We start from the raw sequence: 21,194 nt of genomic DNA on the forward strand, positions 1-21,194 counted from the left end.
TCACGCGGGCTCAGGCCGCGAGCGTCGCGCGATCGAAATACAGCTGCGCGATCGCGGTAAAGCGCACGCCGTTCAACTGCTTGCGCGCGGCGATCAGCTGATCGTAGAAGAACGGAAAGATCACGGGCGTTTCGTCGAGCAGCAATGTCTGGATCTGCCCAGACACTTTCTTTTGCGACGCGAGATCGAGTGCCGCGACGTAATCGGCAACCAGCTTGTCGTACTGCGGGTTCTTGAAATGTGCTGCGTTCCAGGTGCCCGTGCTCGTCAGTGGCGCATTGAGAAACACGTTCGGGACGCCACGGCTGCCGTAATCGGTGATGCCCAACGGCGCGTCGAGCCAGTCCGATTTGCCCGGTGTGCCCGAGCCGTAGTACTGCGACTGGCTCTCGACCTTCAGGTTGATGCGTATGCCGATGGCCTTCGCGTAGTTCTGCACGACGACGGCGAGATCGGGAATCTCCATGAACTTCTCGGTTGTGAGCGTCACGTCGAAACCGTTCGGCACGCCGGCTTGCGCAAGCAACTGCTTCGCCTTGGCGACGTCGATCTTGCGCTGCGGCACCCCCGCATCCGACGACGGAAACGCAGGCGCGAACGGGCTGTCGTTGCCGACCTGCGCGCGGCCCTTGAAGAGTCCCTTGACGATCACATCGCGATCGAGTGACAGCGCGAGCGCCTGGCGCACGCGCTTGTCCTTGAACTGCGGGCTGTCGACGCGCATGTGAATCTGCCTGTGCGCGCTCGACTTCACGCCGATCACCTTGAACTCGGGATTGTTCATCAGGCCCTGGCCGCCCTGCACGGTGAACGTGCCCATCACGTCCGCCTGATGGCCTTGGAGCGCGAGTATCTGCGCCTGCTGGTCCGCGTAGAACGTGAACTGCACGCGCTGCGGCAACGCTTTTTCACCCCAGTAGTCGGGATTGCGCGCGAACGTCGCGCCGACCTTCGCCTGATACTTCTCGAGCTTGAACGGGCCCGTGCCGATGAAGCTCTTCTCATATCCGCCCGTGTAGCTCGCGGGCAGGATCACCGCGTTGTAGTTGTCCGACGAAACGTAGTACGGGAAATTGCCGTTGGGCGCGTCCAGGTGGAACGCGACCGTGTGATCGTCGACGACCTTCGTTCCGCCTTTCGACAGCACGCCCTTCAGCACCGACAGCGCAGCCGAGCCGGCGGCGGGATCGGCGAGACGGTCGAAGGTCGCGGCGACGTCCTTCGCGGTGAACGGCTGGCCGTCGTGGAACTTGACGTTCTCGCGCAGCTTGAAGGTCCACACGTCGCCCTTGTCGTTCGCCTTCCACGACAACGCGAGCGCGGGCTTGAGCACCTGCTTTTCGCCATCGTCGTCGATCAGGAATTCGCCCGTCTGATTCAGCAGGCAGAGGCTAGCGGCATCGGTGACGGTCATCGGATCGACGGCGCCCGCGGGCGTCAGGTGCGCGACGCGGATCGTTCCATTCGCATTCGCCGCGCCTTGCGCGCGGGCGCTGTGCGGCGCGAGCAGGCCGCCGCCCACGAGCGACATGCCGATCACGCTCGCGTATCGCAGCAGCTCGCGGCGCGTGAGGCGGCCGGCCTGCCATTCGTCGATCGCATGATTGCCGTAGGCGTCGGCGCTTCGGCGTGTCGCCTCGACGTCAAAACCGGCTTCTGAAAGAGGCGCAAAACGCGGGTCCGCGGAGTTCTTCATCGATGGTTAGTCCGATCCGTTCTGTTGGGACGCCACGCGTTGTGCGCGCGGCGCTGCGGGTTGACGCAAGCGGTACTGCGGCGACGATGCGGGTTCAGTGTAAGCGATTGCCTTTGTATTGGGAGCATTCGTGTCCGTGATGGGTTCCCTTCAGACGAATCGGCGATGAAACATGTGTCGCGCACACAACGTCGCGGCCGCGCCTGCGGGCCGCTCGACGGCGTTGCGGCGGCCAATCCGGCGTTCGGGCGGCGCGCTTGCCGCGTTCAGTCGGTGTTTATGAAGCGCTGATGAGGTGGTGGCGGCGATGTGGTCTGCGTCGACTGCGTGCCGCAGGCCGAAGCCATGCGCGAGCAGCGCTGTGCCGAGCAGCAGCGGATAGTGGCGAAACGCGATCAGCGCCCACGCCCACGCGGCGACGTTCGCGTCGATCAGTCCCGCGTACAGCGTGACGAGGCGAGAGCGTGGCGAACAGCGCGGCGCGGGCGTCGTGCTCGGCGTTGTGCTGACGTTGCGCGGGACCTCAATCAATGCTCGTGCGGATGCTTGTGAATCGGATCGACCCAGTAGACGGTCTCGGGCTTTTCGACGGCATCGATGTTCAGGTTCACGACGACGGCTTCGTTGTCGCTGCGCACCAGCACGCATTCGAGGGGATCGTCGGTGCTCGCGTTGATCTCCTGATGCGGCACATACGGCGGCACGAAGATGAAGTCGCCGGGGCCGGCTTCCGCGGTGAATTCCAGATGCTCGCCCCAACGCATCCGCGCATGGCCGCGCACGACGTAGATCACGCTTTCGAGCGCGCCGTGATGATGCGCGCCCGTCTTTGCATTCGGATGAATCGTCACTGTGCCCGCCCACAGCTTCTGCGCGCCGGCGCGCGCCGCGTTGATCGCGGCGGCGCGGTTCATGCCGGGCGTTTGCGGCGTATTCGTGTCGAGCTGATCGCACTTGATGACCTTTACGCCGTGCTCGCGCCAGTCGATCGGCGCCTGGGGCGCTTGCTGATGTTCGTCGCTCATGTGTCGTCTCCTTGCTCGGGCCGCGTTTGCGCGCGGTTGTTTGCTTTCGCGCTTGCCGCCATGCGCACAACGATGTGATCGCCGATGTCATTGCGATATGAGTCGGGTCATTCTGGCATGGCCAAAAACTTCGCGTATGACGCTGCGCCAGAACGCGAGCGCAAAAAAAAGCCCGTTCCAACGGAACGGGCTTTCATGCTCAACGAGGAAAACGCCTACTTCCCCTTCGAATTGATGATCGCCTCCGACACATTGTTCGGCGTCTCGGCGTAATGCTTGAACTCCATCGTGTAGGTCGCGCGGCCTTGCGTCAGCGAGCGCAGCGACGTCGAATAGCCGAACATCTCGGCGAGCGGCACTTCGGCGCGCACGAGCTTGCCGCCGCCGCCCGCAATGTCCTCCATGCCCTGCACGATGCCGCGGCGGCCCGACAGGTCGCCCATCACGTTGCCCATGAAGTCCTCGGGTGTTTCCACTTCGACGGCCATCATCGGTTCGAGCAGCACTGGCTTCGCGCGGCGCATGCCTTCCTTGAATGCCATCGACCCAGCCATGCGGAAGGCGTTTTCGTTCGAGTCGACGTCGTGGTACGAACCGAACGTGAGCGTGACCTTCACGTCGACGACGGGATATCCCGCGAGCACGCCCGCCTTCAGCGTCTCCTGAATGCCCTTGTCGACGGCGGGAATGAATTCGCGCGGAATCACGCCGCCCTTGATCGCGTCGACGAATTCGTAGCCCTTGCCCGGGTCCGGTTCGACCGTGATGACCGCGTGACCGTACTGGCCGCGCCCGCCCGACTGCTTGACGAACTTGCCCTCGACGTTCTCGATCTTCGTGCGCACCGTTTCACGATACGCCACCTGCGGCTTGCCGACCGTCGCCTCCACGCCGAACTCGCGCTTCATCCGGTCGACGAGAATTTCCAGGTGCAGCTCGCCCATGCCGGAGATGATGGTCTGGCCGGATTCTTCGTCGGTGGTGACGCGGAACGACGGGTCTTCCTGCGCGAGACGGTTGAGCGCGATGCCCATCTTTTCCTGGTCGGCCTTCGTCTTCGGCTCCACGGCCTGCGAGATCACCGGGTCGGGGAAGATCATCCGCTCGAGGATGATGATGTTGTTCGGGTCGCACAATGTGTCGCCCGTGGTCGCCTCTTTCAGGCCGACAGCGGCCGCGATGTCGCCCGCGCGCACTTCCTTGATTTCCTTGCGCTCGTTCGCGTGCATCTGAAGAATGCGGCCGAGGCGCTCCTTCTTTTCCTTCACCGGGTTGTAGACGGTGTCGCCCGATTCGACCACGCCCGAGTACACGCGGAAGAAGATCAGCTGACCGACGAACGGGTCCGTCATGATCTTGAACGCGAGCGCCGAGAACGGCTCCTCATCGCTCGGATGACGCTCCGCTTCCTTGTCGTCTTCGGTGTGGCCGAGAATCGCGGGCACGTCGACGGGCGAGGGCAGATAGTCGATCACGGCATCGAGCATCGCCTGCACGCCCTTGTTCTTGAACGCGCTGCCGCACAGCATCGGCACGATTTCGTTGGCGATCGTGCGTTTGCGCAGGCCCGTCTTGATCTCGTCTTCCGTCAGGCTCTCGTGATCGGTCAGGTACTTTTCGAGCAGCTCTTCGCTCGATTCCGCGGCTGCCTCGACCATCTTTTCGCGCCACTCGTGCGCGAGATCCTTCAGGTTGTCGGGAATTTCTTCGTAGGTGAACTTGATGCCCTGGCTCTCGTCGTCCCAGACGATCGCCTTCATCTTCACGAGATCGACGACGCCCTGAAAGTGATCTTCCGCGCCGATCGGGATCTGGATGGGCACGGCCACGCCCTTCAAACGCTCGCCGATCTGCCGCTGCACGCGGAAGAAGTCCGCGCCGACGCGGTCCATCTTGTTGACGAACGCGATGCGCGGCACCTTGTACTTGTTCGCCTGGCGCCACACGGTTTCGGACTGCGGCTGCACGCCGCCGACGGAGTCGTACACCATGCACGCACCGTCGAGCACACGCATCGAGCGTTCGACTTCGATCGTGAAGTCGACGTGTCCCGGCGTGTCGATGATGTTGATCCGATGCTCCGGATAATTGCCGGCCATGCCTTTCCAGAACGCCGTCGTGGCCGCCGACGTGATCGTGATGCCGCGCTCCTGCTCCTGTTCCATCCAGTCCATCGTCGCCGCACCGTCGTGAACCTCGCCGATCTTGTGAGTCACGCCGGTATAGAAAAGAATGCGTTCGGTGGTGGTGGTCTTGCCGGCATCGATGTGAGCACTGATACCGATGTTCCGGTATCGCTCGATAGGAGTCTTGCGGGGCACGTGAACCTCCATGAGTTGGCGCGCCGGTAAATGGCGCCGGGTCCGCTGCTGACATATGCTGCGCGGCCCGGACGATCTCTCTCGGTGCTGCTGATGAGACTATAAGAATAGCGTGTCGCCCTGGCTTTTGCAGGAATCCTGCCAGCACGCGCGCGACGCCGCGCCTGCTTTGCATTGCAGTGCAGCGGACGCAAAAAAGCCGGCGCGCCCCGAGGCTGCGCCGGCCTGTATTCGTTCGGGCCGTTGGCGGTTTCCGGCTTGCGCGGTGCGCGTGCTTATTGTGCTTGTTGCGGCGCCGGCAGCCCCTGGATCTTCATTCCGGGCTTGATGCCCTTCGACGTGAACCAGCCCTTGCTCATCTCCAGCGCATATACGCCGTTGTTTTTCGGGCAGTGGTTGTTGGTGGTTTCGGCCTGCATCTCGTCGATGTCGGTGACCGTGCCGTCGGCTCGCATGAATGCGATGGACAGCGGGATCAACGTGTTCTTCATCCAGAAGCAATGCACGGCGTTCTCGCCGAACACGAAGAGCATGCCCTCGTTCGGCGCGAGTTGCGTACGGTACATGAGGCCTTGCTCGCGGTCGGCATCGTTCGCGGCAACGGCGGCGTCGATGACGAACATGCCCGCCGAGAGTTTCGCGCGCGGGAAATCGCCCGGCTGCTTCGCGCCCTGGGGCATCTGCTGTGCAAGGACGTCCTGTGAGGACAGCGTTGCCAGCGACACAGCGGAGAATGCGGCGACAGGCAGTGCAACTGCAATTGCGAAGCGCGCCATCAACGAGCGCAAAGAAAATCGCACGACGTGACTCCTTGCTGAATGTGAACCGCGAATGTTACGCGAGCGCGTCAAAAACAAAAAGGCAGAGAGCCTTGCGGCCATCTGCCTTTCAACGCCGTAAGAACGGCAATGAAGCGAGTTCTTGACTGCGTTATTTCAACAAACTTATTCCGAAGCTGCCGAAGCTGCTGCTGCCGGAGCGGCCTTCTTGTGCGACTTCTTGTGCGATGCCTTCTTGTGCGACGACTTGTGAGCCGACGAAGCTGCTGCTGCCGGAGCTGCCGAAGCTGCTTCCGGTGCCGAAGCTTGTGCGAATGCTGCCGTTGCGAAGAGACCAGCGACCAGAGCGGCGATCAGTTTGTTCATTTTGTGAATCCTCGACTTTAGTTAATTAACCAAATGACCCGGTTAGGTTGAGTCATGTCGTTAAACGTGCCATCCACCTTTCGGTTGACATCCGCATCGAAGAAATTTTTCTCAGCGGCTGCTAGCGTTCGGACACCCCGTACAGGTCGTCGAAGCGGCTTGTATCAAGGCTCTTGAAGCTCAATGCCGGACAGCTTCAGCGGCATCTGCGTCGAATAACGCGTGACGTTGCGGCACGGTTGACGAAAATCTCCTGGAATTTTTTTGAGTGCGCCTCGCAGACTTTCGAGTGCTTTTTTGAGGCTTTATCGCACGCTTTTCAAATAGCGAAAAGAACAGAAAATGTTTGCCGATACAACGGCTTAGTGCTCTGCCGACTAGGCGTTTCCGGTATGGCGATTGCTACGCGAGGCCATCCCAAGGTGCGCGCGATGGTAGCTCGATGCACTCGCACGGCTGCAATCCAAGCGAAAAGACATCGAGCGCGCCGACACCGACGCGCACGAGACGCAGCGTCGGAAAACCGACGGCTGCCGTCATGCGGCGCACCTGACGGTTCTTACCTTCAGTGATCGACAGTTCGATCCACGTCGTGGGAATCGCTGCGCGATAGCGAATTGGCGGCGTACGTGCCCATAGCGCATCGCCGGGCTCGACGAAATTCGCACGGCAGGGACGCGTCACATAGTCGCCGAGATCGACGCCGCGCGCGAGCGCCTTTAGATCGTTCGCACCAGGCGCGCCTTCGACTTGTGCCCAATAGCGCTTCACCAGCTTGTGACGCGGTTCCGTGATGCGAGCCTGCAATGTGCCGTCGTCGGTGAGCAGCAGCAGGCCTTCGCTGTCGGAGTCGAGTCGGCCGGCGGGATAGACGTCGGGCACCTTCACCCAGTCGGAAAGCGACGCGCGTGTTTCGTGCGGCGAGAACTGGCAGATGGTGCCGAAGGGCTTGTTGAGAGCGAGCAGAGTCATGCGTGAGCGAAGCACTGTGCGGACGCGGCGTCGTGCGGCCGCAGCAACGCGGTCGCCGTGCGTCGACGGCCAGTACGGGCAAGTCGGGTGGCAAATGGCGAGATCTTAATACATAATATGGAACGTTAAGTTCTATGTCTTATATAAGACATAGGACGTTTGATTCCTCTCGCGCCAGTGAGCCTGCCGCGGCGTGCGTCGGTGCTCGTCCCGAGGGCAGCGTCACGGCGACGTGGGCTAGAATACCCGCCTGCCTGTCTGCTGCAAGGGCCTTGGCTCGCAGTATCGGGCATCGGCATTCGCAGCGGCATCTTGCCGCGTCGCGCGCAAGAGGAGCGCCCCGGTTTCGCAGTTCCAACCTGTTCTTACAGACCAGCCATCACTGGAGTCCGATCATGGCGTATCAGCACATCAAGGTTCCGACTGACGGTGACAAGATCACCGTCAACGCGGATTTCTCGCTCAACGTTTCCGACCAGCCGATCATTCCGTACATCGAAGGCGACGGCACGGGCTTCGACATCACGCCCGTGATGATCAAGGTCGTCGATGCGGCCGTTGAAAAGGCGTACGGCGGCAAGCGAAAGATCCACTGGATGGAGATTTACGCGGGCGAGAAGGCGACCAAGGTCTACGGTCCCGATGTGTGGCTTCCGGACGAAACGCTGGAGGTGCTGAAGGAATACGTCGTGTCGATCAAGGGGCCGCTGACGACGCCCGTCGGCGGCGGCATCCGTTCGCTGAACGTCGCGCTGCGCCAGGAGCTCGACCTATACGTGTGCCTGCGTCCCGTGCAGTACTTCAAGGGCGTGCCGTCGCCGCTGCGCGAGCCGGAGAAGGTCAACATGGTGATCTTCCGCGAGAACTCGGAAGACATCTACGCGGGCATCGAATGGCCGGCCGAATCGCCGGAGGCGAAGAAGGTCATCAAGTTCCTGCGCGAAGAAATGGGCGTGAAGAAGATCCGCTTCCCCGACACCTCGGGCATCGGCGTGAAGCCGGTGTCGCGCGAAGGTACGGAACGTCTGGTGCGCAAGGCGATCCAGTACGCGATCGACAACGATCGCCGCACGGTCACGCTGGTCCACAAGGGCAACATCATGAAGTACACGGAAGGCGCGTTCCGTGACTACGGCTACGCGCTCGCGCAGAAGGAATTCGGCGCGGAGCTGATCGAAGGCGGCCCGTGGATGAAGGTGAAGAATCCGAAGACGGGCAACGACATCGTCGTGAAGGACGTGATCGCCGATGCGTTCCTGCAGCAGATTCTGCTGCGTCCCGCCGAATACGATGTGATCGCCACGCTGAACCTGAACGGCGACTACATCTCCGATGCGCTGGCGGCGCAGGTCGGCGGCATCGGCATCGCGCCGGGCGCGAACATGTCCGATTCCGTCGCGATGTTCGAAGCGACGCACGGCACGGCGCCGAAGTACGCGGGCAAGGACTATGTGAATCCGGGCTCGGAGATTCTGTCGGCGGAAATGATGCTGCGTCACCTGGGCTGGACGGAAGCGGCCGACGTCATCATCTCGTCGATGGAAAAGTCCATTCTGTCGAAGCGCGTCACGTATGACTTCGCGCGTCTGATGGAAGGCGCGACGCAAGTTTCCTGCTCGGGTTTCGGGCAGGTGCTGATCGAGCATATGTGATCGCGTCTTAACGTTTCGGTATCCTGCACGGACCCCGGCAAGCTCATGCTTGCCGGGGTTTTTCGTTTGGGCTTCCGTCATCAACGCATCGACCGCACTGCGTTATGATCCACTGATGCGCTTTGTCATCGGACATCGCATTCCCGTACCCGTCGATAGATACGCATGACTCTGCTTTCGCGCATCCTCATCGTGTTGACGCTCGCCTTGATCGGCATGCAGGGCGCGTCGGCGTGCGAGCATGAACATGCGTCGACGTCGCCGCTTGCGATGCGCTCGCACGACGCGATGCGTGTCGTTGCAACGCATTGCGATGCTTCGACGGACACGCGCGATGCCGGCTCGCCTTGCCACCACGCGCACTCGCTGTGCTGCACGACGACGTGCGGCGTGCACTGCGCGATGCTGTCGACTACGGGCGTTCACGCGCGCATGTCGTCGGCGGACGTGCCGGTTCCTCGCAGCGATCCTGCGCGCGCCGGTGTCACTCGTGCGCCCCCTGTGCGGCCGCCGATCGTTTGACCGTTTCGTGTCGGCGCGCTTTTTCGTGGCGCGCAAAACGCAACTCGATGGGTGAGCGCACGCGCGCTCGCAACTCGCCACACGATCCGTGCGCGCAGCGAGCAATCTGATTGCCGCGCCGCATCAGCAAGGAAACGATCCATGATTCGCAGGGAATTCCTCGTCCGCACGTTGAGCGCCGCTGTTGCTTCGCTCTTCGCGCGCGACGTTTTCGCACAGCACTCGATGCACTCGATGCACGGCATGTCCGGCATGGACGATATGAAAGACATGCCCGGCATGTCGCCGGATCACGCGGCGCACTCGCACGCCGCTCCGTCCGCTGGGAATCTCGCGCCCGAATCCGCGCTGCCCGCGGGCGCGCCACTCGCCGCATTCCGCAAGCTCGCGAACGAGAGCAGCGAGCCGGGCGTCTTCCGCGCGACGCTCGTCGCGCAGTCCGTGCGGCGCCAGTTGATGCCGGGACATTCGACCGCGCTGTGGCTCTACGGCGATGCTGCGCAAGGCTCGATCGTCGGTCCGCTGATCGACGTGCGCGAAGGCGACACCGTCGAAATCCGTTTCGTCAACCGTTTGCCGCAGCCGTCGACGATCCACTGGCACGGACTGCCCGTGCCGCCCGATCAGGACGGCAATCCGACGAACCCTATCGCGCCGGGCGCCACGCACGTCTATCGCTTCACGCTGCCGCGGGGCAGCGCGGGCACGTACTGGTATCACCCGCATCCGCACATGATGACGGCGGAGCAGGTGTTTCGCGGGCTGGCCGGACCGATCATCGTGCGCGCGGCCGACGATCCCCTCGCCGCGTTTCCGGAGCGGCATCTGTTCTTCTCGGACCTGAAGCTCGCGAGCGATGCGTCCGTCGCGCCGAACGACATGATGGACTGGATGAACGGCCGCGAAGGCCAGTTCGTTCTGGTGAACGGCGCGCGCCGTCCGCGTCTCACCGTTGCGCAGGACGAGCGCTGGCGTTTGTGGAACGGATGCAGTGCCCGCTATCTGAGATTATCGTTCGGCAACGAACAGACTTTCACGCAGGTCGGCACGGACGGCGGTCTGCTCGACAAGCCGCGCGACGGTCTGACGGAGCTGCTGCTCGCGCCCGGTGAGCGCGCGGAGATCGTCGTGCGCGCGGGTGCGCAGCCGTCGACGGCTGTTCTCACCGCTGCCGTCCATGACCGCCGCAAGATGACGATGACGGAAGGCCGCAGCCTGCCGGCCGATCCGGCGAAAGCGCTCGCTGATGTCCGATTCGAGCCACGCCCGTCGGCGGCGCGCGCCGTGCCGCCGACGCTGCGGCCCATCGCGCCGCTGTTGTCGTCGGCTGATACGGCCGCCGGCAAAGTGCCGCGCAAATCCGTCGTCTTCGAGGAAGCGATGGACATGAAGTCAATGCACCGTCCCGGCGCGATGATGTCCGCGCTGCCCCCCGGCATGAAGTTCATGATCAACGGCGCAACATTCGATCCATTGCGCATCGCGCTAACCAGCCGGGCGGGCGAAGTCGAAATCTGGTCGATCGAAAACCGCACCGACATGGATCATCCGTTTCATCTGCACGGCACGCAGTTCCAGGTGATCGGGCGCGAGCTGGATGGCGCGAAGACGACCGAGCCGTATCTCGCATGGCGGGATACCGTCAACGTGCAGCGGGGAGAGACGGTGCGCATCGCGACGGTCCAGCGCGACGCGGGCGAGCGGATGTTCCACTGCCACATTCTGGAACACGAGGACCTGGGCATGATGGCGACCCTCAAGGTCGTCTGATTGCTGCCGTAGATACCGATAGCGGCGCGACGTGCGCCAGAAACGAAAAAACCCGGCGTGACGCCGGGTTTTCAAGGGTGCCGTACCGAACGTATCAGGCTGCGGCCTGAATGTTCGATGCCTGCTTGCCCTTCGGGCCTTGAACGACCTCGAAGCTGACCTTCTGGCCTTCCTTGAGGGTCTTGAAACCGTTCATCTGGATAGCCGAAAAGTGTGCAAACAGATCTTCTCCGCCTTCGTCGGGCGTAATGAATCCGAAACCCTTCGCGTCGTTGAACCACTTGACCGTACCAGTTGCCATACCAACTTCCCCTGTAACTCAAAAGCTGCCACGAGCCCTCGAAAAGCTCAACGACCGCAGGATGCAGTCGCCCCTCCTCACAAGCTCACCAACGGCATTTTTTCGTATAGACCACTTATTGAAAAAAGTGCCAGCTTGATTGTTGAGTCTCTTTATTCGAGTGTCAAGAAAATTTTGAGACGCTCAATTCTCCGTTGTAAAGAACCAATTTCCAGGGTTTTTACCGCTTTGCATGTGTGTTGTCGCGCAAGCGTGGCATCTTGAAAAGTCGCATAATCAACGCACATGCTGTACTGCGAGGAAGAGGCCGGTATTGAACGGACGCGCCGTCAGCCCGCTGGCCCGGGTTGTGCGATACTCAATCCGACCGAAGTCATTACGTTGCAACACAGATGTACATCGAATATTTCGGAGGGCCGCGACCGCAATCGGCCCGGCGCAAAGCGCACCCACGAGAGGCCGCTCCAACGGGCCGGAGGGAACTGATGTCCGACCAGCCGGTCGGGTTTTGACAGGATTGCGGGCCTGTCCGAGTTGTTTAGAATGGGTGTATGGCGATTATCCCGGACAAGCAGGACAACACCGTACTGGAGCGGCAGGAACAAAAGCTGAAACCGCCTGCCATGTTCAAGGTGGTGCTGTTGAATGACGATTTCACGCCGATGGAATTCGTCGTGATGATCGTGCAGGAATATTTCAATAAGGATCGTGAGACCGCGACACAAATCATGTTGAAGGTCCATCGCGAGGGCAGGGGAGTTTGTGGGGTCTACACGCGGGACATCGCGTCGACCAAAGTCGAGCAAGTCGTTACCCACGCACGGCAGGCCGGGCATCCGCTGCAGTGTGTGATGGAGGAAGCATGATTGCCCAGGAACTGGAAGTCAGCCTGCACATGGCGTTCATGGAAGCGCGCCAGGCGCGGCATGAGTTCATTACGGTCGAACATCTTTTGCTGGCGCTGTTGGACAACCCGACGGCGGCCGAAGTGCTGCGCGCGTGCGCTGCCAACATCGAAGACCTGCGTCAGAACCTGCGCAACTTCATTCACGACAATACGCCGACCGTTCCGGGCACCGACGACGTCGATACTCAGCCGACGCTGGGTTTCCAGCGCGTGATCCAGCGCGCGATCATGCACGTTCAGTCCACGTCGAATGGCAAGAAGGAAGTGACGGGCGCAAACGTGCTGGTCGCGATCTTCGGCGAGAAGGACTCGCACGCGGTCTACTACCTGCAACAACAGGGTGTCACGCGTCTGGACGTCGTCAACTTCATTTCGCACGGCATCGCGAAGACGAACAGCTCGGAAGCCGCGAAGTCGACCGACGCGAGCGTCGAATCGGACGAAGCCGCTGCGCAGAAGGAAACGCCGCTCGCGCAGTTCACGCAGAACCTGAACCAGATGGCGAAGGACGGCCGCATCGATCCGCTGATCGGACGCGAAGCGGAAGTCGAGCGCGTCGTGCAGGTGCTGTGCCGCCGACGCAAGAACAATCCGCTGCTGGTCGGCGAGGCAGGCGTCGGCAAGACGGCGATCGCCGAGGGCCTCGCCTGGCGGATCACGCGCGGCGAAGTGCCGGACATTCTGGTGGATGCGCAGGTCTACTCGCTCGACATGGGCGCGTTGCTCGCGGGCACCAAGTATCGCGGCGACTTCGAACAGCGCCTGAAGACGGTCCTGAAGGAATTGAAGGAGCGTCCGAACGCAATCCTGTTCATCGACGAAATTCATACGCTGATCGGCGCGGGCGCCGCATCGGGCGGCACACTGGACGCTTCGAATCTGCTGAAGCCGGCGCTGTCGTCGGGCACGCTCAAGTGCATCGGCGCGACGACGTTCACCGAATTCCGCGGCATCTTCGAAAAGGACGCGGCATTGTCGCGCCGCTTCCAGAAGATCGACGTGACCGAGCCGACCGTCGAGCAGACGGTGGCGATCCTGCGCGGCCTGAAGTCGCGCTTCGAAGAGCACCACGGCGTGAAGTATTCGTCGGGTGCGTTGTCGGCGGCGGCTGAGTTGTCGGCGCGCTTCATTACGGATCGTCATCTGCCCGACAAGGCGATCGACGTGATCGACGAAGCGGGCGCGGCGCAACGCATCCTGCCGAAGTCGAAGCAGAAGAAAACGATTGGCAAGAGCGAGATCGAGGAAATCATCTCGAAGATCGCGCGTGTGCCGGCGCAAAGCGTGTCGCAGGACGATCGCAGCAAGCTGCAGACGCTTGACCGCGATCTGAAGGCCGTCGTGTTTGGCCAGGACCCTGCTATCGACGCGCTCAGCGCTTCGATCAAGATGGCACGCGCGGGCCTCGGCAAGACCGACAAGCCGATCGGCGCTTTCCTGTTCTCCGGCCCGACGGGCGTCGGCAAGACGGAAGTGGCGCGGCAACTGGCGTTCACGCTGGGCATCGAGCTGATCCGCTTCGACATGTCGGAGTACATGGAGCGTCACGCGGTGAGCCGTCTGATCGGCGCGCCACCCGGATACGTCGGTTTCGACCAGGGCGGCCTGCTGACGGAAGCCGTGACGAAGAAGCCACATTGCGTGCTGCTGCTCGACGAAATCGAGAAGGCGCATCCGGACATCTTCAACGTGCTGCTGCAAGTGATGGACCACGGCACACTGACAGACAACAACGGACGCAAGGCGGATTTCCGCAACGTCATCATCATCATGACGACGAATGCGGGCGCCGAGTCGATGCAGAAGTCGACGATCGGTTTCACGACGCGCCGCGAGACGGGCGACGAAATGGTCGACATCAAGCGCATGTTCACGCCGGAGTTCCGCAACCGTCTGGATGCAACGATCAGCTTCCGCTCGCTCGATGAAGAAATCATCATGCGCGTGGTCGACAAGTTCTTGATGCAGCTCGAAGACCAGTTGCACGAGAAGAAGGTCGACGCGCTCTTCACCGACTCGCTGCGCAAGCATCTCGCGAAGCACGGTTTCGATCCGCTGATGGGCGCGCGTCCGATGCAGCGTCTGATCCAGGACACGATCCGCCGCGCGCTCGCCGACGAGCTGTTGTTCGGCAAGCTGATGAACGGCGGCCGCGTGACGGTCGACGTCGATGCGGACGACAAGGTCCAGCTGACGTTCGACGAGAACTCGGCGCCGCCGCGCAATCCGAATCCGGAAGCGGTGGAAGTGGACTGAGCGTCAGTCGCTCCGCAGATCCGAAGCAAAAACAAAAACGGCGTGGGTTTTACGACCCACGCCGTTTTCATTTTCGGCACGTCAAATGCATCAAAGGGAAGACGAGCAATGCCTCAGTGCTTGCCGGTGCTCCCGAAACCGCCTTCACCACGCTCGCTCGTTTCGAACTCGTCGACGATATTGAACGCGGCTTGCACGACCGGGACGATTACGAGCTGCGCGAGACGCTCCATCGGATTCAGCGTGAAGGTGGTCGTGCCGCGATTCCATGTGGAGATCATCAACTGGCCCTGATAGTCCGAGTCGATCAGGCCGACCAGGTTGCCAAGCACGATGCCGTGTTTGTGGCCCAGGCCCGAGCGCGGCAGGATCAGCGCCGCGTAGCCGGAATCGCCGACATGGATCGCGAGGCCCGTCGGCACGAGCGCCGTTTGGCCAGGCTCGAGCGTCAGCGGCGCTTCGAGGCAGGCGCGCAGGTCGAGGCCCGCGCTGCCCATCGTCGCGTAGGCGGGGAGTTGTTCGCGCATGCGCGGATCGAGAATCTTCAGGTCGAGTTTCATGCAGTTCGGTGAGAGGTTGAAGAAGTAACGTTGTCTGTTGATTCGAAGTTTTTTCTACGACTTGCCGAGTTCGAACGCCTCGGCAAGCAGTTCATACGAGCGCAGACGCGCGCGATAGCTGCCCGCAACGGTGAGCACGATCAGCTCGTCCGCGTCGAACTGTTCCTGCAACGCATGCAGCCGTTCCGTCACCGACTCCGGCGTCCCGATGATGCTGCGCGGCTTTTCCCTGTCGATGACCAGAACTTCACGCTCGCCGTATTCCTGCGCGAGCCCTTGCTCGATGGACGGAATCGGCGCATTCAGGCCGTACGCCATCTGCACGCGGCGCAAATCGACGGCCTTTTCCAGGTCGGCGGCTTCGCGCTCGGTGTCCGCGCAGATCACGAAGACAGCGGCCGCGAGATACGGTTTCTGCTCGTGACCAGGCTTGAAGCGTTCGCGATACGTCTGCGCGACGGCATGCCCGAAATGCGCATTGATGAAATGCGCGAACGAGAAACGAATGCCGAGTTGCGCCGCCAGCAGCCCGCCGAAATCGCTGGAACCGAGCACCCACAGCTGCGGACGCGTTTCGATTTGCGGCTGCAGCAGCACGCCGTAGCCGAGATGATCGGAAGGCAGCGTGCCATCCATCATTGCGACGAGATCGGCGACCTGCTGCGCAAACTGTTCGCCGCAATTGTAGGCGCCCGCCGCGACCGCCTCCGCAGTGCGCATGTCGCCGCCCGGCGCGCGTCCGACGCCCAGATCGACGCGGTTCGGAAACAGCGCCTCGAGCATCATGAACTGCTCGGCGACCTTGAACGGACTGTAGTACGGCAGCATGATGCCGCCCGAGCCGACACGGATGCGCTTCGTCACGCTGCCCAGGCGCGCGAGCATCACTTCCGGACACGGATTCGACAGGCCAGAAAGCCCGTGATGTTCGGCGCACCAGTAGCGCGTGTAGCCGAGATCGTCGGCGAGTTGCGCAAGTTCGACCGTCGCGGCAATCGCGTCGGACACCTTATGCCCGTCGATCACGGGCGTCTGGTCGAGCACGGAGAGCAGGGTCATGACAGCACCATGGCATTGGCTGAGGGATCGTATTCGAGCGTGACCATTCGCGATGACACGATGAGCGCTGCGACGCTCAGGCGATCACGCTCGCATCCGGCAGGCGCTTGGCGATTTCCGCGATCAATGCGCGCGCGAGCGTCTGCTTGTCCGCGCGCGGAAGCCGCGTGATGCCGGCGGCTTCGAAAAGCACGACTTCGTTGTCGTCGAGCCCGAACGTCTGCGGGCCGAGATTGCCGATCAGAAGCGGCACGTTCTTGCGCTTGCGCTTCTCTTCGCCGTGCGTGTCGAGATCGCCGCTCTCCGCCGCAAAGCCGACGCAGAACGGCGCATGCTGCAGCTTCGCGACCGACGCCAGAATGTCCGGGTTCTCGACGAACGAGAACGACGGGATCGCGCGATCGGCGGTCTTCTTGATCTTGTGATCGGCAACATGATCGATGCGCCAGTCCGCGACGGCCGCCACGCCGATGAAGATGTCGCAGTCGGGCACGGCGCGCATGACGGCGTCGTGCATCTGCTGTGCCGTCTGCACGTCCTCACGGTAGACGCCCCACGGCGTTTCCAGGCCGACGGGCCCGGCGACGAGATGCACGTCCGCGCCCGCCTGTTGCGCCGCGCGCGCGAGCGCGAAGCCCATCTTGCCGCTCGAACGGTTCGTGATGCCGCGCACGGGATCGATCGGCTCGAACGTCGGGCCCGCCGTCAGCAGCACGCGGCGGCCCGCCAGGATTTTCCGCGTGAAAAACGATGCAATCGCCTCGTAGACGGCTTCCGGTTCGAGCATGCGCCCGTCGCCGACTTCGCCGCAGGCCTGCGCGCCCGAATCCGGTCCGAGCAGTTCGATGCCGTCCGCGCGCAGTTGCGCGACGTTGCGCCGCGTCGCGGGATTCATCCACATCTGACGGTTCATCGCGGGTACCACGAGCAGCGGACAGTCACGCGCGATGCAAAGTGTGGACAGGAGATCGTCGCACAGGCCGTTTGCCAGTTTCGCGAGGAAATCGGTGGAGGCGGGGGCGATCACGATCGCGTCGGCTTCGCGCGACAGATCGATGTGCGGCATGTTGTTCGGAATGCGCGCGTCCCACTGGCTCGTGTAGACGGGGCGGCCGGACAGCGCCTGCATCGTGACGGGGGTGATGAACTGCGTCGCTGCGTCCGTCATCGCGACCTGGACGGTCGCGCCCGCCTTCGTCAGGAGGCGCGTGAGTTCAGCGATCTTGTAGCAGGCGATCCCGCCTGTCATGCCGAGGACGATGTGTTTTCCGGCGAGTTCTGTGGCCAACTGATGCCTCCGACAAGACGTGATGGCCGACGCATCGGTGAAGCGCGCCGGCTTCGCACTGCAAGACTGCTGTCTGATCGCGAGCGGCACGGCTTATGATTTTGCCGAAGGCTCGCGCGCTGCGTGCGGCCGGACATGCGCCGCGCGCAGCCTGTTGTTATTCAAGTCAAGCGTCGCGCTCAGCGCGCGCCGCGCACGCGTCGCAGTTCGTCGAACACGAGCAGCGCCGCGCCGATCGTGATCGCGCTGTCCGCGAGATTGAACGCCGGCCAGTGCCACGTGCCGACATGGAAGTCGAGGAAGTCGATCACGTGGCCATACATTAGACGGTCGATCACGTTGCCGATCGCGCCGCCCATGATCAACGCGAGCGCGGTGCAGAACAGCTTCTGCGTGCCGTGACGCTTGAGCAGATAGCAGATCAGCAACGCCGCCGCGACGCCCAGAGCCGTGAACGCCCAGCGCTGCCAGCCACCCGCCATCGCGAGAAAGCTGAACGCGGCGCCGCGGTTGTAGACGAGCACGAGGTTGAAGAACGGCGCGATCGCGTGCGACGAGCCGTATGCAAACACCTTCGCCACCGCGATCTTCGTCAACTGATCGAACAGGATCACGATGACCGCAACGCCCAGCCACGGCGCGAGCGAACCGCCCGTCGATTTCGACAGCGTTCTGGACATTATGCCGCGCTCCTCGTTTCGCCGTTGCCGAACAGATTGCTGATGCAGCGGCCGCACAATGTCGGATGCTCGGCGTTTTCGCCCACTTCCTTGCGGTAGTGCCAGCAGCGTTCGCACTTCAGGTACTTCGACGTGATCACGTCGACGCCTTCTTCCGCTTCGGTGTTCACCTTCACGACAGTCGCGCCCGACGTGATCAGCACGAATTTCAGGTCTGCGCCGAGGCTCGCGAGCGCATCGTGACGCGCGCCGCTCGCGCGAATCTCGACTTCCGCCTGCAGCGACGAGCCGATCTGGTTTGCGACGCGCGCTTCTTCCAGCGCCTTCGTCACGTCGCTGCGCACCGAGCGCAGCAGCGTCCACTTGTCGAGCAGCGCGGACGCGTCTGGCACTTCCGGCCAGGCGTGATAAGTCTCGGTGAAGATGGTTTCGCTTTGCGGCTGGAACACCCTCCACGCTTCTTCGGCCGTGAACGACAGGAACGGCGCCATCAGACGCAGCAAACCTTGCGCGATGTGATACAGCGCGGTTTGCGCCGAACGGCGCGCGTTCGAATCGGGCGCCGTCGTGTACAGGCGGTCCTTCAGCACGTCGAGATAGAAGCCGCCCAGGTCTTCCGAGCAGAACGTTTGCAGCTTCGCGACGACCGGGTGGAACTCGTACTTGTCGTAGTGCGAGAGGATGTCGGCTTGCAGATTGGCCGTCAGCGCAACCGCGTAACGGTCAATCTCGAGCCACTCGCTGACGGGCCGCGCGTGCTTCTCGAAGTCGAAGTCCGACAGGTTCGCGAGCAGGAAGCGCAGCGTGTTGCGGATACGCCGATAGCTTTCCGTCACGCGCTTGAGGATTTCCTCGGAGATCGCCAGTTCTCCCGAGTAGTCGGTCGACGCGATCCACAGACGGATGATTTCCGCGCCCAGCCGGTTCGCGACCTCGTGCGGATCGATGCCGTTGCCGAGCGACTTCGACATCTTGCGGCCCTCGCCGTCGACGGTGAAGCCGTGCGTGAGCAGCGCGTTGTACGGCGGGCGGCCGTCGAGCATCGACGCCGTCAGCAGCGACGAGTGGAACCAGCCGCGATGCTGGTCCGAGCCTTCGAGATACAGATCGGCCGGGAATTGCAGCTCGTCCTTGTGCGAGCCGCGCAGCACGTGCCAGTGCGTCGTGCCCGAATCGAACCAGACGTCGAGTGTGTCGCGGTTCTTGTCGTACATGTTCGCGTCGTCGCCGATCAGCTCGCGCGCATCGAGCGTTTGCCACGCCTCGATACCCGACACTTCCACGCGCTTCGCGACTTCTTCGAGCAGCTCCAGCGTGCGCGGATGCAGCTCGCCCGTTTCCTTGTGGACGAAGAACGCCATCGGCACGCCCCATTGGCGCTGGCGCGACAGCGTCCAGTCGGGACGGTTTGCGATCATCGCGAAGAGGCGCTGCTTGCCCCACGACGGATAGAACGCCGTCGCGTCGATGCCTTCCAGCGCGGTCTCGCGCAGGGTCTTGTCGCCGTCGTTCGGCTTGATGTCCATGCCGGCGAACCACTGCGACGTCGCGCGGTAGATGATCGGCGTCTTGTGGCGCCAGCAGTGCATGTAGCTGTGCACGTACTTTTCGGTGCGCAGCAGCGTGCCCGCTTCGTCGAGCGCTTCGACGATCTTCGGATTCGCCGCCCAGATCGACAGGCCGCCGAACAGCGCGAGCGATTCGATGTAGCGGCCGTCGCCCATCACCGGGTTGATGATGTCCGAGTCGGCCATGCCGTGCGACTTGCACGAAATGAAGTCCTCGACGCCATACGCCGGCGACGAGTGCACGATGCCCGTGCCCGTTTCCGTCGTCACGTACTCGCCCAGATAGACGGGCGACGTGCGCTTGTAGCCCGGGTGCGTGGACGCGAGCGGGTGCGTGAAGCGCACGTTCGCGAGCTTCGCGCCGGGCGCCGTCGCGATCACGCGGCCTTCGAAGCCGTACGTCTTCAGGCACGCCTCGACGCGTTCCTCAGCGAGGATCAGCAGGCCGCGCGGCGTATCGACGAGCGCGTACGTGATGTCCGGGTGCACGTTGAGCGCCTGATTGGCGGGGATCGTCCACGGCGTCGTCGTCCAGATGACGATGCCGCCCTCGTCGCGCGGCAGCGACGCAAGGCCGAACGCCTGCGCCGTCTTGCCGGTTTCAGCGAACGGGAAGAGCACGTCGATGGTCGGATCGGTCTTGTCCTTGTACTCGACTTCCGCTTCCGCCAGCGCCGAGCCGCAGTCGAAGCACCAGTTCACCGGCTTCAGGCCGCGGAACACGTAGCCCTTTTCCATGATCTTCGCGAGCGCGCGGATTTCGCCGGCTTCGTTCGCGAAGTTCATCGTCTTGTACGGATTGTCCCAGTCGCCGAGCACGCCCAGACGGCGGAAGCCGGCCTTCTGCTTCTCGATCTGCTCGGTCGCGTAGGCGCGCGCCTTCTGCATCACTTCGGCGGCGGGCAGCGACTTGCCGAACTGCTTTTCGATCTGGATCTCGATCGGCATGCCGTGGCAGTCCCAGCCCGGCACGTAGACGGCGTCGAAGCCCGCCATGTCGCGCGCCTTGACGATCATGTCCTTCAGGATCTTGTTTACTGCGTGGCCGAGGTGGATGTCGCCGTTCGCATACGGCGGGCCGTCGTGCAGCACGAACTTCCTGCGCCCCTTGCTGGCGGCGCGGATCTTCTCGTAGATCTTGCCTTCCTGCCAGTCCTTGACCCATTGCGGCTCGCGCTTGGGCAGGTCGCCGCGCATCGGGAAGGGCGTGTCCAGCAGGTTGACGGGATACCGGGCCTGCGGTTTCGAATCGGCTTTCTTGTTGCTCATGGTTACGTAGCGGTGAATACGGTGTTAGGACGCGGCATGCGCGAAAGGCCTGAGTGGCGCCGGGTGCGGCGCGTTGCGCCCGGCGTCGCGCACGACGCGGGGGCCATTGCATTGCACGCTGCTGTCGAAGCTTCATGCTGCGCGCGGCGCCCCTCTATGCGCGGCGGACGGTACGTGCGTCATGCGATGCGTCGTGCACGTAC

Annotated in this window: 17 protein-coding genes and 1 pseudogene; 5 read left to right on the forward strand and 13 right to left on the reverse strand. The window is 62.7% G+C overall.

All coding sequences use genetic code 11. The features are described from left to right. Positions 1 to 10: 10 nt before the first annotated feature. From AB4Y32_RS03140 to AB4Y32_RS03170, 7 genes and pseudogenes are all read right to left on the reverse strand, one after another. Positions 11 to 1,696 (reverse strand): ABC transporter substrate-binding protein, encoded by a 1,686-nt coding sequence (locus tag AB4Y32_RS03140; RefSeq protein WP_368719927.1) that lies wholly within the window; start codon positions 1,694 to 1,696, stop codon positions 11 to 13. Between the two features lie 300 nt (positions 1,697 to 1,996). After that, a pseudogene (locus AB4Y32_RS03145) lies at positions 1,997 to 2,143 on the reverse strand (HoxN/HupN/NixA family nickel/cobalt transporter); the annotation flags it as partial. An 80-nt stretch (positions 2,144 to 2,223) separates the two neighbouring features. Further along, the gene (locus AB4Y32_RS03150; RefSeq protein WP_368719928.1) at positions 2,224 to 2,721 is read right to left on the reverse strand and encodes a cupin domain-containing protein; all 498 of its coding nucleotides are present in this window, start codon (positions 2,719 to 2,721) and stop codon (positions 2,224 to 2,226) included. A gap of 215 nt (positions 2,722 to 2,936) precedes the next feature. Beyond that, on the reverse strand, positions 2,937 to 5,042 hold the full coding sequence (gene fusA, locus AB4Y32_RS03155; RefSeq protein WP_368719929.1) for an elongation factor G: 2,106 nt from the start codon (positions 5,040 to 5,042) through the stop codon (positions 2,937 to 2,939). A 275-nt stretch (positions 5,043 to 5,317) separates the two neighbouring features. Beyond that, on the reverse strand, positions 5,318 to 5,842 hold the full coding sequence (locus AB4Y32_RS03160) for a DUF192 domain-containing protein (protein ID WP_368719930.1): 525 nt from the start codon (positions 5,840 to 5,842) through the stop codon (positions 5,318 to 5,320). Positions 5,843 to 5,986: 144 nt separating this feature from the next. Beyond that, the gene (locus AB4Y32_RS03165; protein WP_087733785.1) at positions 5,987 to 6,187 is read right to left on the reverse strand and encodes a hypothetical protein; all 201 of its coding nucleotides are present in this window, start codon (positions 6,185 to 6,187) and stop codon (positions 5,987 to 5,989) included. Positions 6,188 to 6,589: 402 nt separating this feature from the next. Then, the gene (locus AB4Y32_RS03170) at positions 6,590 to 7,159 is read right to left on the reverse strand and encodes a pseudouridine synthase (RefSeq protein ID WP_368719931.1); all 570 of its coding nucleotides are present in this window, start codon (positions 7,157 to 7,159) and stop codon (positions 6,590 to 6,592) included. A 395-nt stretch (positions 7,160 to 7,554) separates the two neighbouring features. On the opposite strand from AB4Y32_RS03170, the gene icd reads away from it, so the two are divergent. The 3 genes from icd to AB4Y32_RS03185 all read left to right on the forward strand — a co-directional run bounded on the left by icd (position 7,555) and on the right by AB4Y32_RS03185 (position 11,103). After that, positions 7,555 to 8,811 (forward strand): NADP-dependent isocitrate dehydrogenase, encoded by a 1,257-nt coding sequence (icd, locus tag AB4Y32_RS03175; protein WP_368719932.1) that lies wholly within the window; start codon positions 7,555 to 7,557, stop codon positions 8,809 to 8,811. Between the two features lie 165 nt (positions 8,812 to 8,976). Continuing rightward, positions 8,977 to 9,333, forward strand: coding sequence for a hypothetical protein (locus tag AB4Y32_RS03180; protein WP_368719933.1), 357 nt, complete (start codon positions 8,977 to 8,979; stop codon positions 9,331 to 9,333). A gap of 141 nt (positions 9,334 to 9,474) precedes the next feature. Next, positions 9,475 to 11,103 carry a multicopper oxidase family protein gene (locus tag AB4Y32_RS03185; RefSeq protein ID WP_368719934.1) on the forward strand — a complete coding sequence of 543 codons (1,629 nt, stop codon included), beginning with the start codon at positions 9,475 to 9,477 and terminating at the stop codon, positions 11,101 to 11,103. Between the two features lie 94 nt (positions 11,104 to 11,197). Here the strand turns inward: AB4Y32_RS03185 and cspD are convergent, their stop codons facing one another. Next, entirely contained in the window at positions 11,198 to 11,404 is a 207-nt protein-coding gene (cspD, locus tag AB4Y32_RS03190) for a cold shock domain-containing protein CspD (RefSeq protein WP_017776809.1), read from the reverse strand. Between the two features lie 551 nt (positions 11,405 to 11,955). Between cspD and clpS the strand changes: the two genes are divergently transcribed. Both clpS and clpA read left to right on the forward strand, forming a co-directional pair. Beyond that, positions 11,956 to 12,270 carry an ATP-dependent Clp protease adapter ClpS gene (gene clpS, locus AB4Y32_RS03195; RefSeq protein ID WP_012399982.1) on the forward strand — a complete coding sequence of 105 codons (315 nt, stop codon included), beginning with the start codon at positions 11,956 to 11,958 and terminating at the stop codon, positions 12,268 to 12,270. Continuing rightward, a complete protein-coding gene (gene clpA, locus AB4Y32_RS03200) occupies positions 12,267 to 14,567 on the forward strand; it encodes an ATP-dependent Clp protease ATP-binding subunit ClpA (protein ID WP_368719935.1) in 2,301 nt (766 codons plus the stop codon). Before clpS ends, clpA begins: the two co-directional genes overlap by 4 nt. Before the next feature lie 113 nt (positions 14,568 to 14,680). On the opposite strand, the gene dut is transcribed toward clpA, so the two are convergent. The 5 genes from dut to ileS all read right to left on the reverse strand — a co-directional run bounded on the left by dut (position 14,681) and on the right by ileS (position 20,991). Beyond that, positions 14,681 to 15,127, reverse strand: coding sequence for a dUTP diphosphatase (dut, locus tag AB4Y32_RS03205; RefSeq protein WP_368719936.1), 447 nt, complete (start codon positions 15,125 to 15,127; stop codon positions 14,681 to 14,683). 54 nt (positions 15,128 to 15,181) lie between these two features. Beyond that, positions 15,182 to 16,186 (reverse strand): LLM class flavin-dependent oxidoreductase, encoded by a 1,005-nt coding sequence (locus AB4Y32_RS03210; RefSeq protein WP_368719937.1) that lies wholly within the window; start codon positions 16,184 to 16,186, stop codon positions 15,182 to 15,184. Positions 16,187 to 16,262: 76 nt separating this feature from the next. Beyond that, on the reverse strand, positions 16,263 to 17,474 hold the full coding sequence (gene coaBC / locus AB4Y32_RS03215; RefSeq protein ID WP_368719938.1) for a bifunctional phosphopantothenoylcysteine decarboxylase/phosphopantothenate--cysteine ligase CoaBC: 1,212 nt from the start codon (positions 17,472 to 17,474) through the stop codon (positions 16,263 to 16,265). Positions 17,475 to 17,653: 179 nt separating this feature from the next. Further along, positions 17,654 to 18,154, reverse strand: a complete 501-nt coding sequence (gene lspA / locus AB4Y32_RS03220) for a signal peptidase II (RefSeq protein ID WP_368719939.1) — start codon at positions 18,152 to 18,154, stop codon at positions 17,654 to 17,656. Continuing rightward, positions 18,154 to 20,991: an isoleucine--tRNA ligase gene (ileS, locus tag AB4Y32_RS03225; RefSeq protein WP_368719940.1), complete on the reverse strand. Its 2,838-nt coding sequence runs from the start codon at positions 20,989 to 20,991 to the stop codon at positions 18,154 to 18,156. The genes lspA and ileS overlap by 1 nt, the downstream gene beginning before the upstream one ends. Positions 20,992 to 21,194: the final 203 nt, after the last annotated feature.

Origin of the sequence: Paraburkholderia phymatum (assembly GCF_040965635.1) — a bacterium.
GTDB classification, from domain to species: Bacteria; Pseudomonadota; Gammaproteobacteria; order Burkholderiales; family Burkholderiaceae; genus Paraburkholderia; species Paraburkholderia phymatum_B.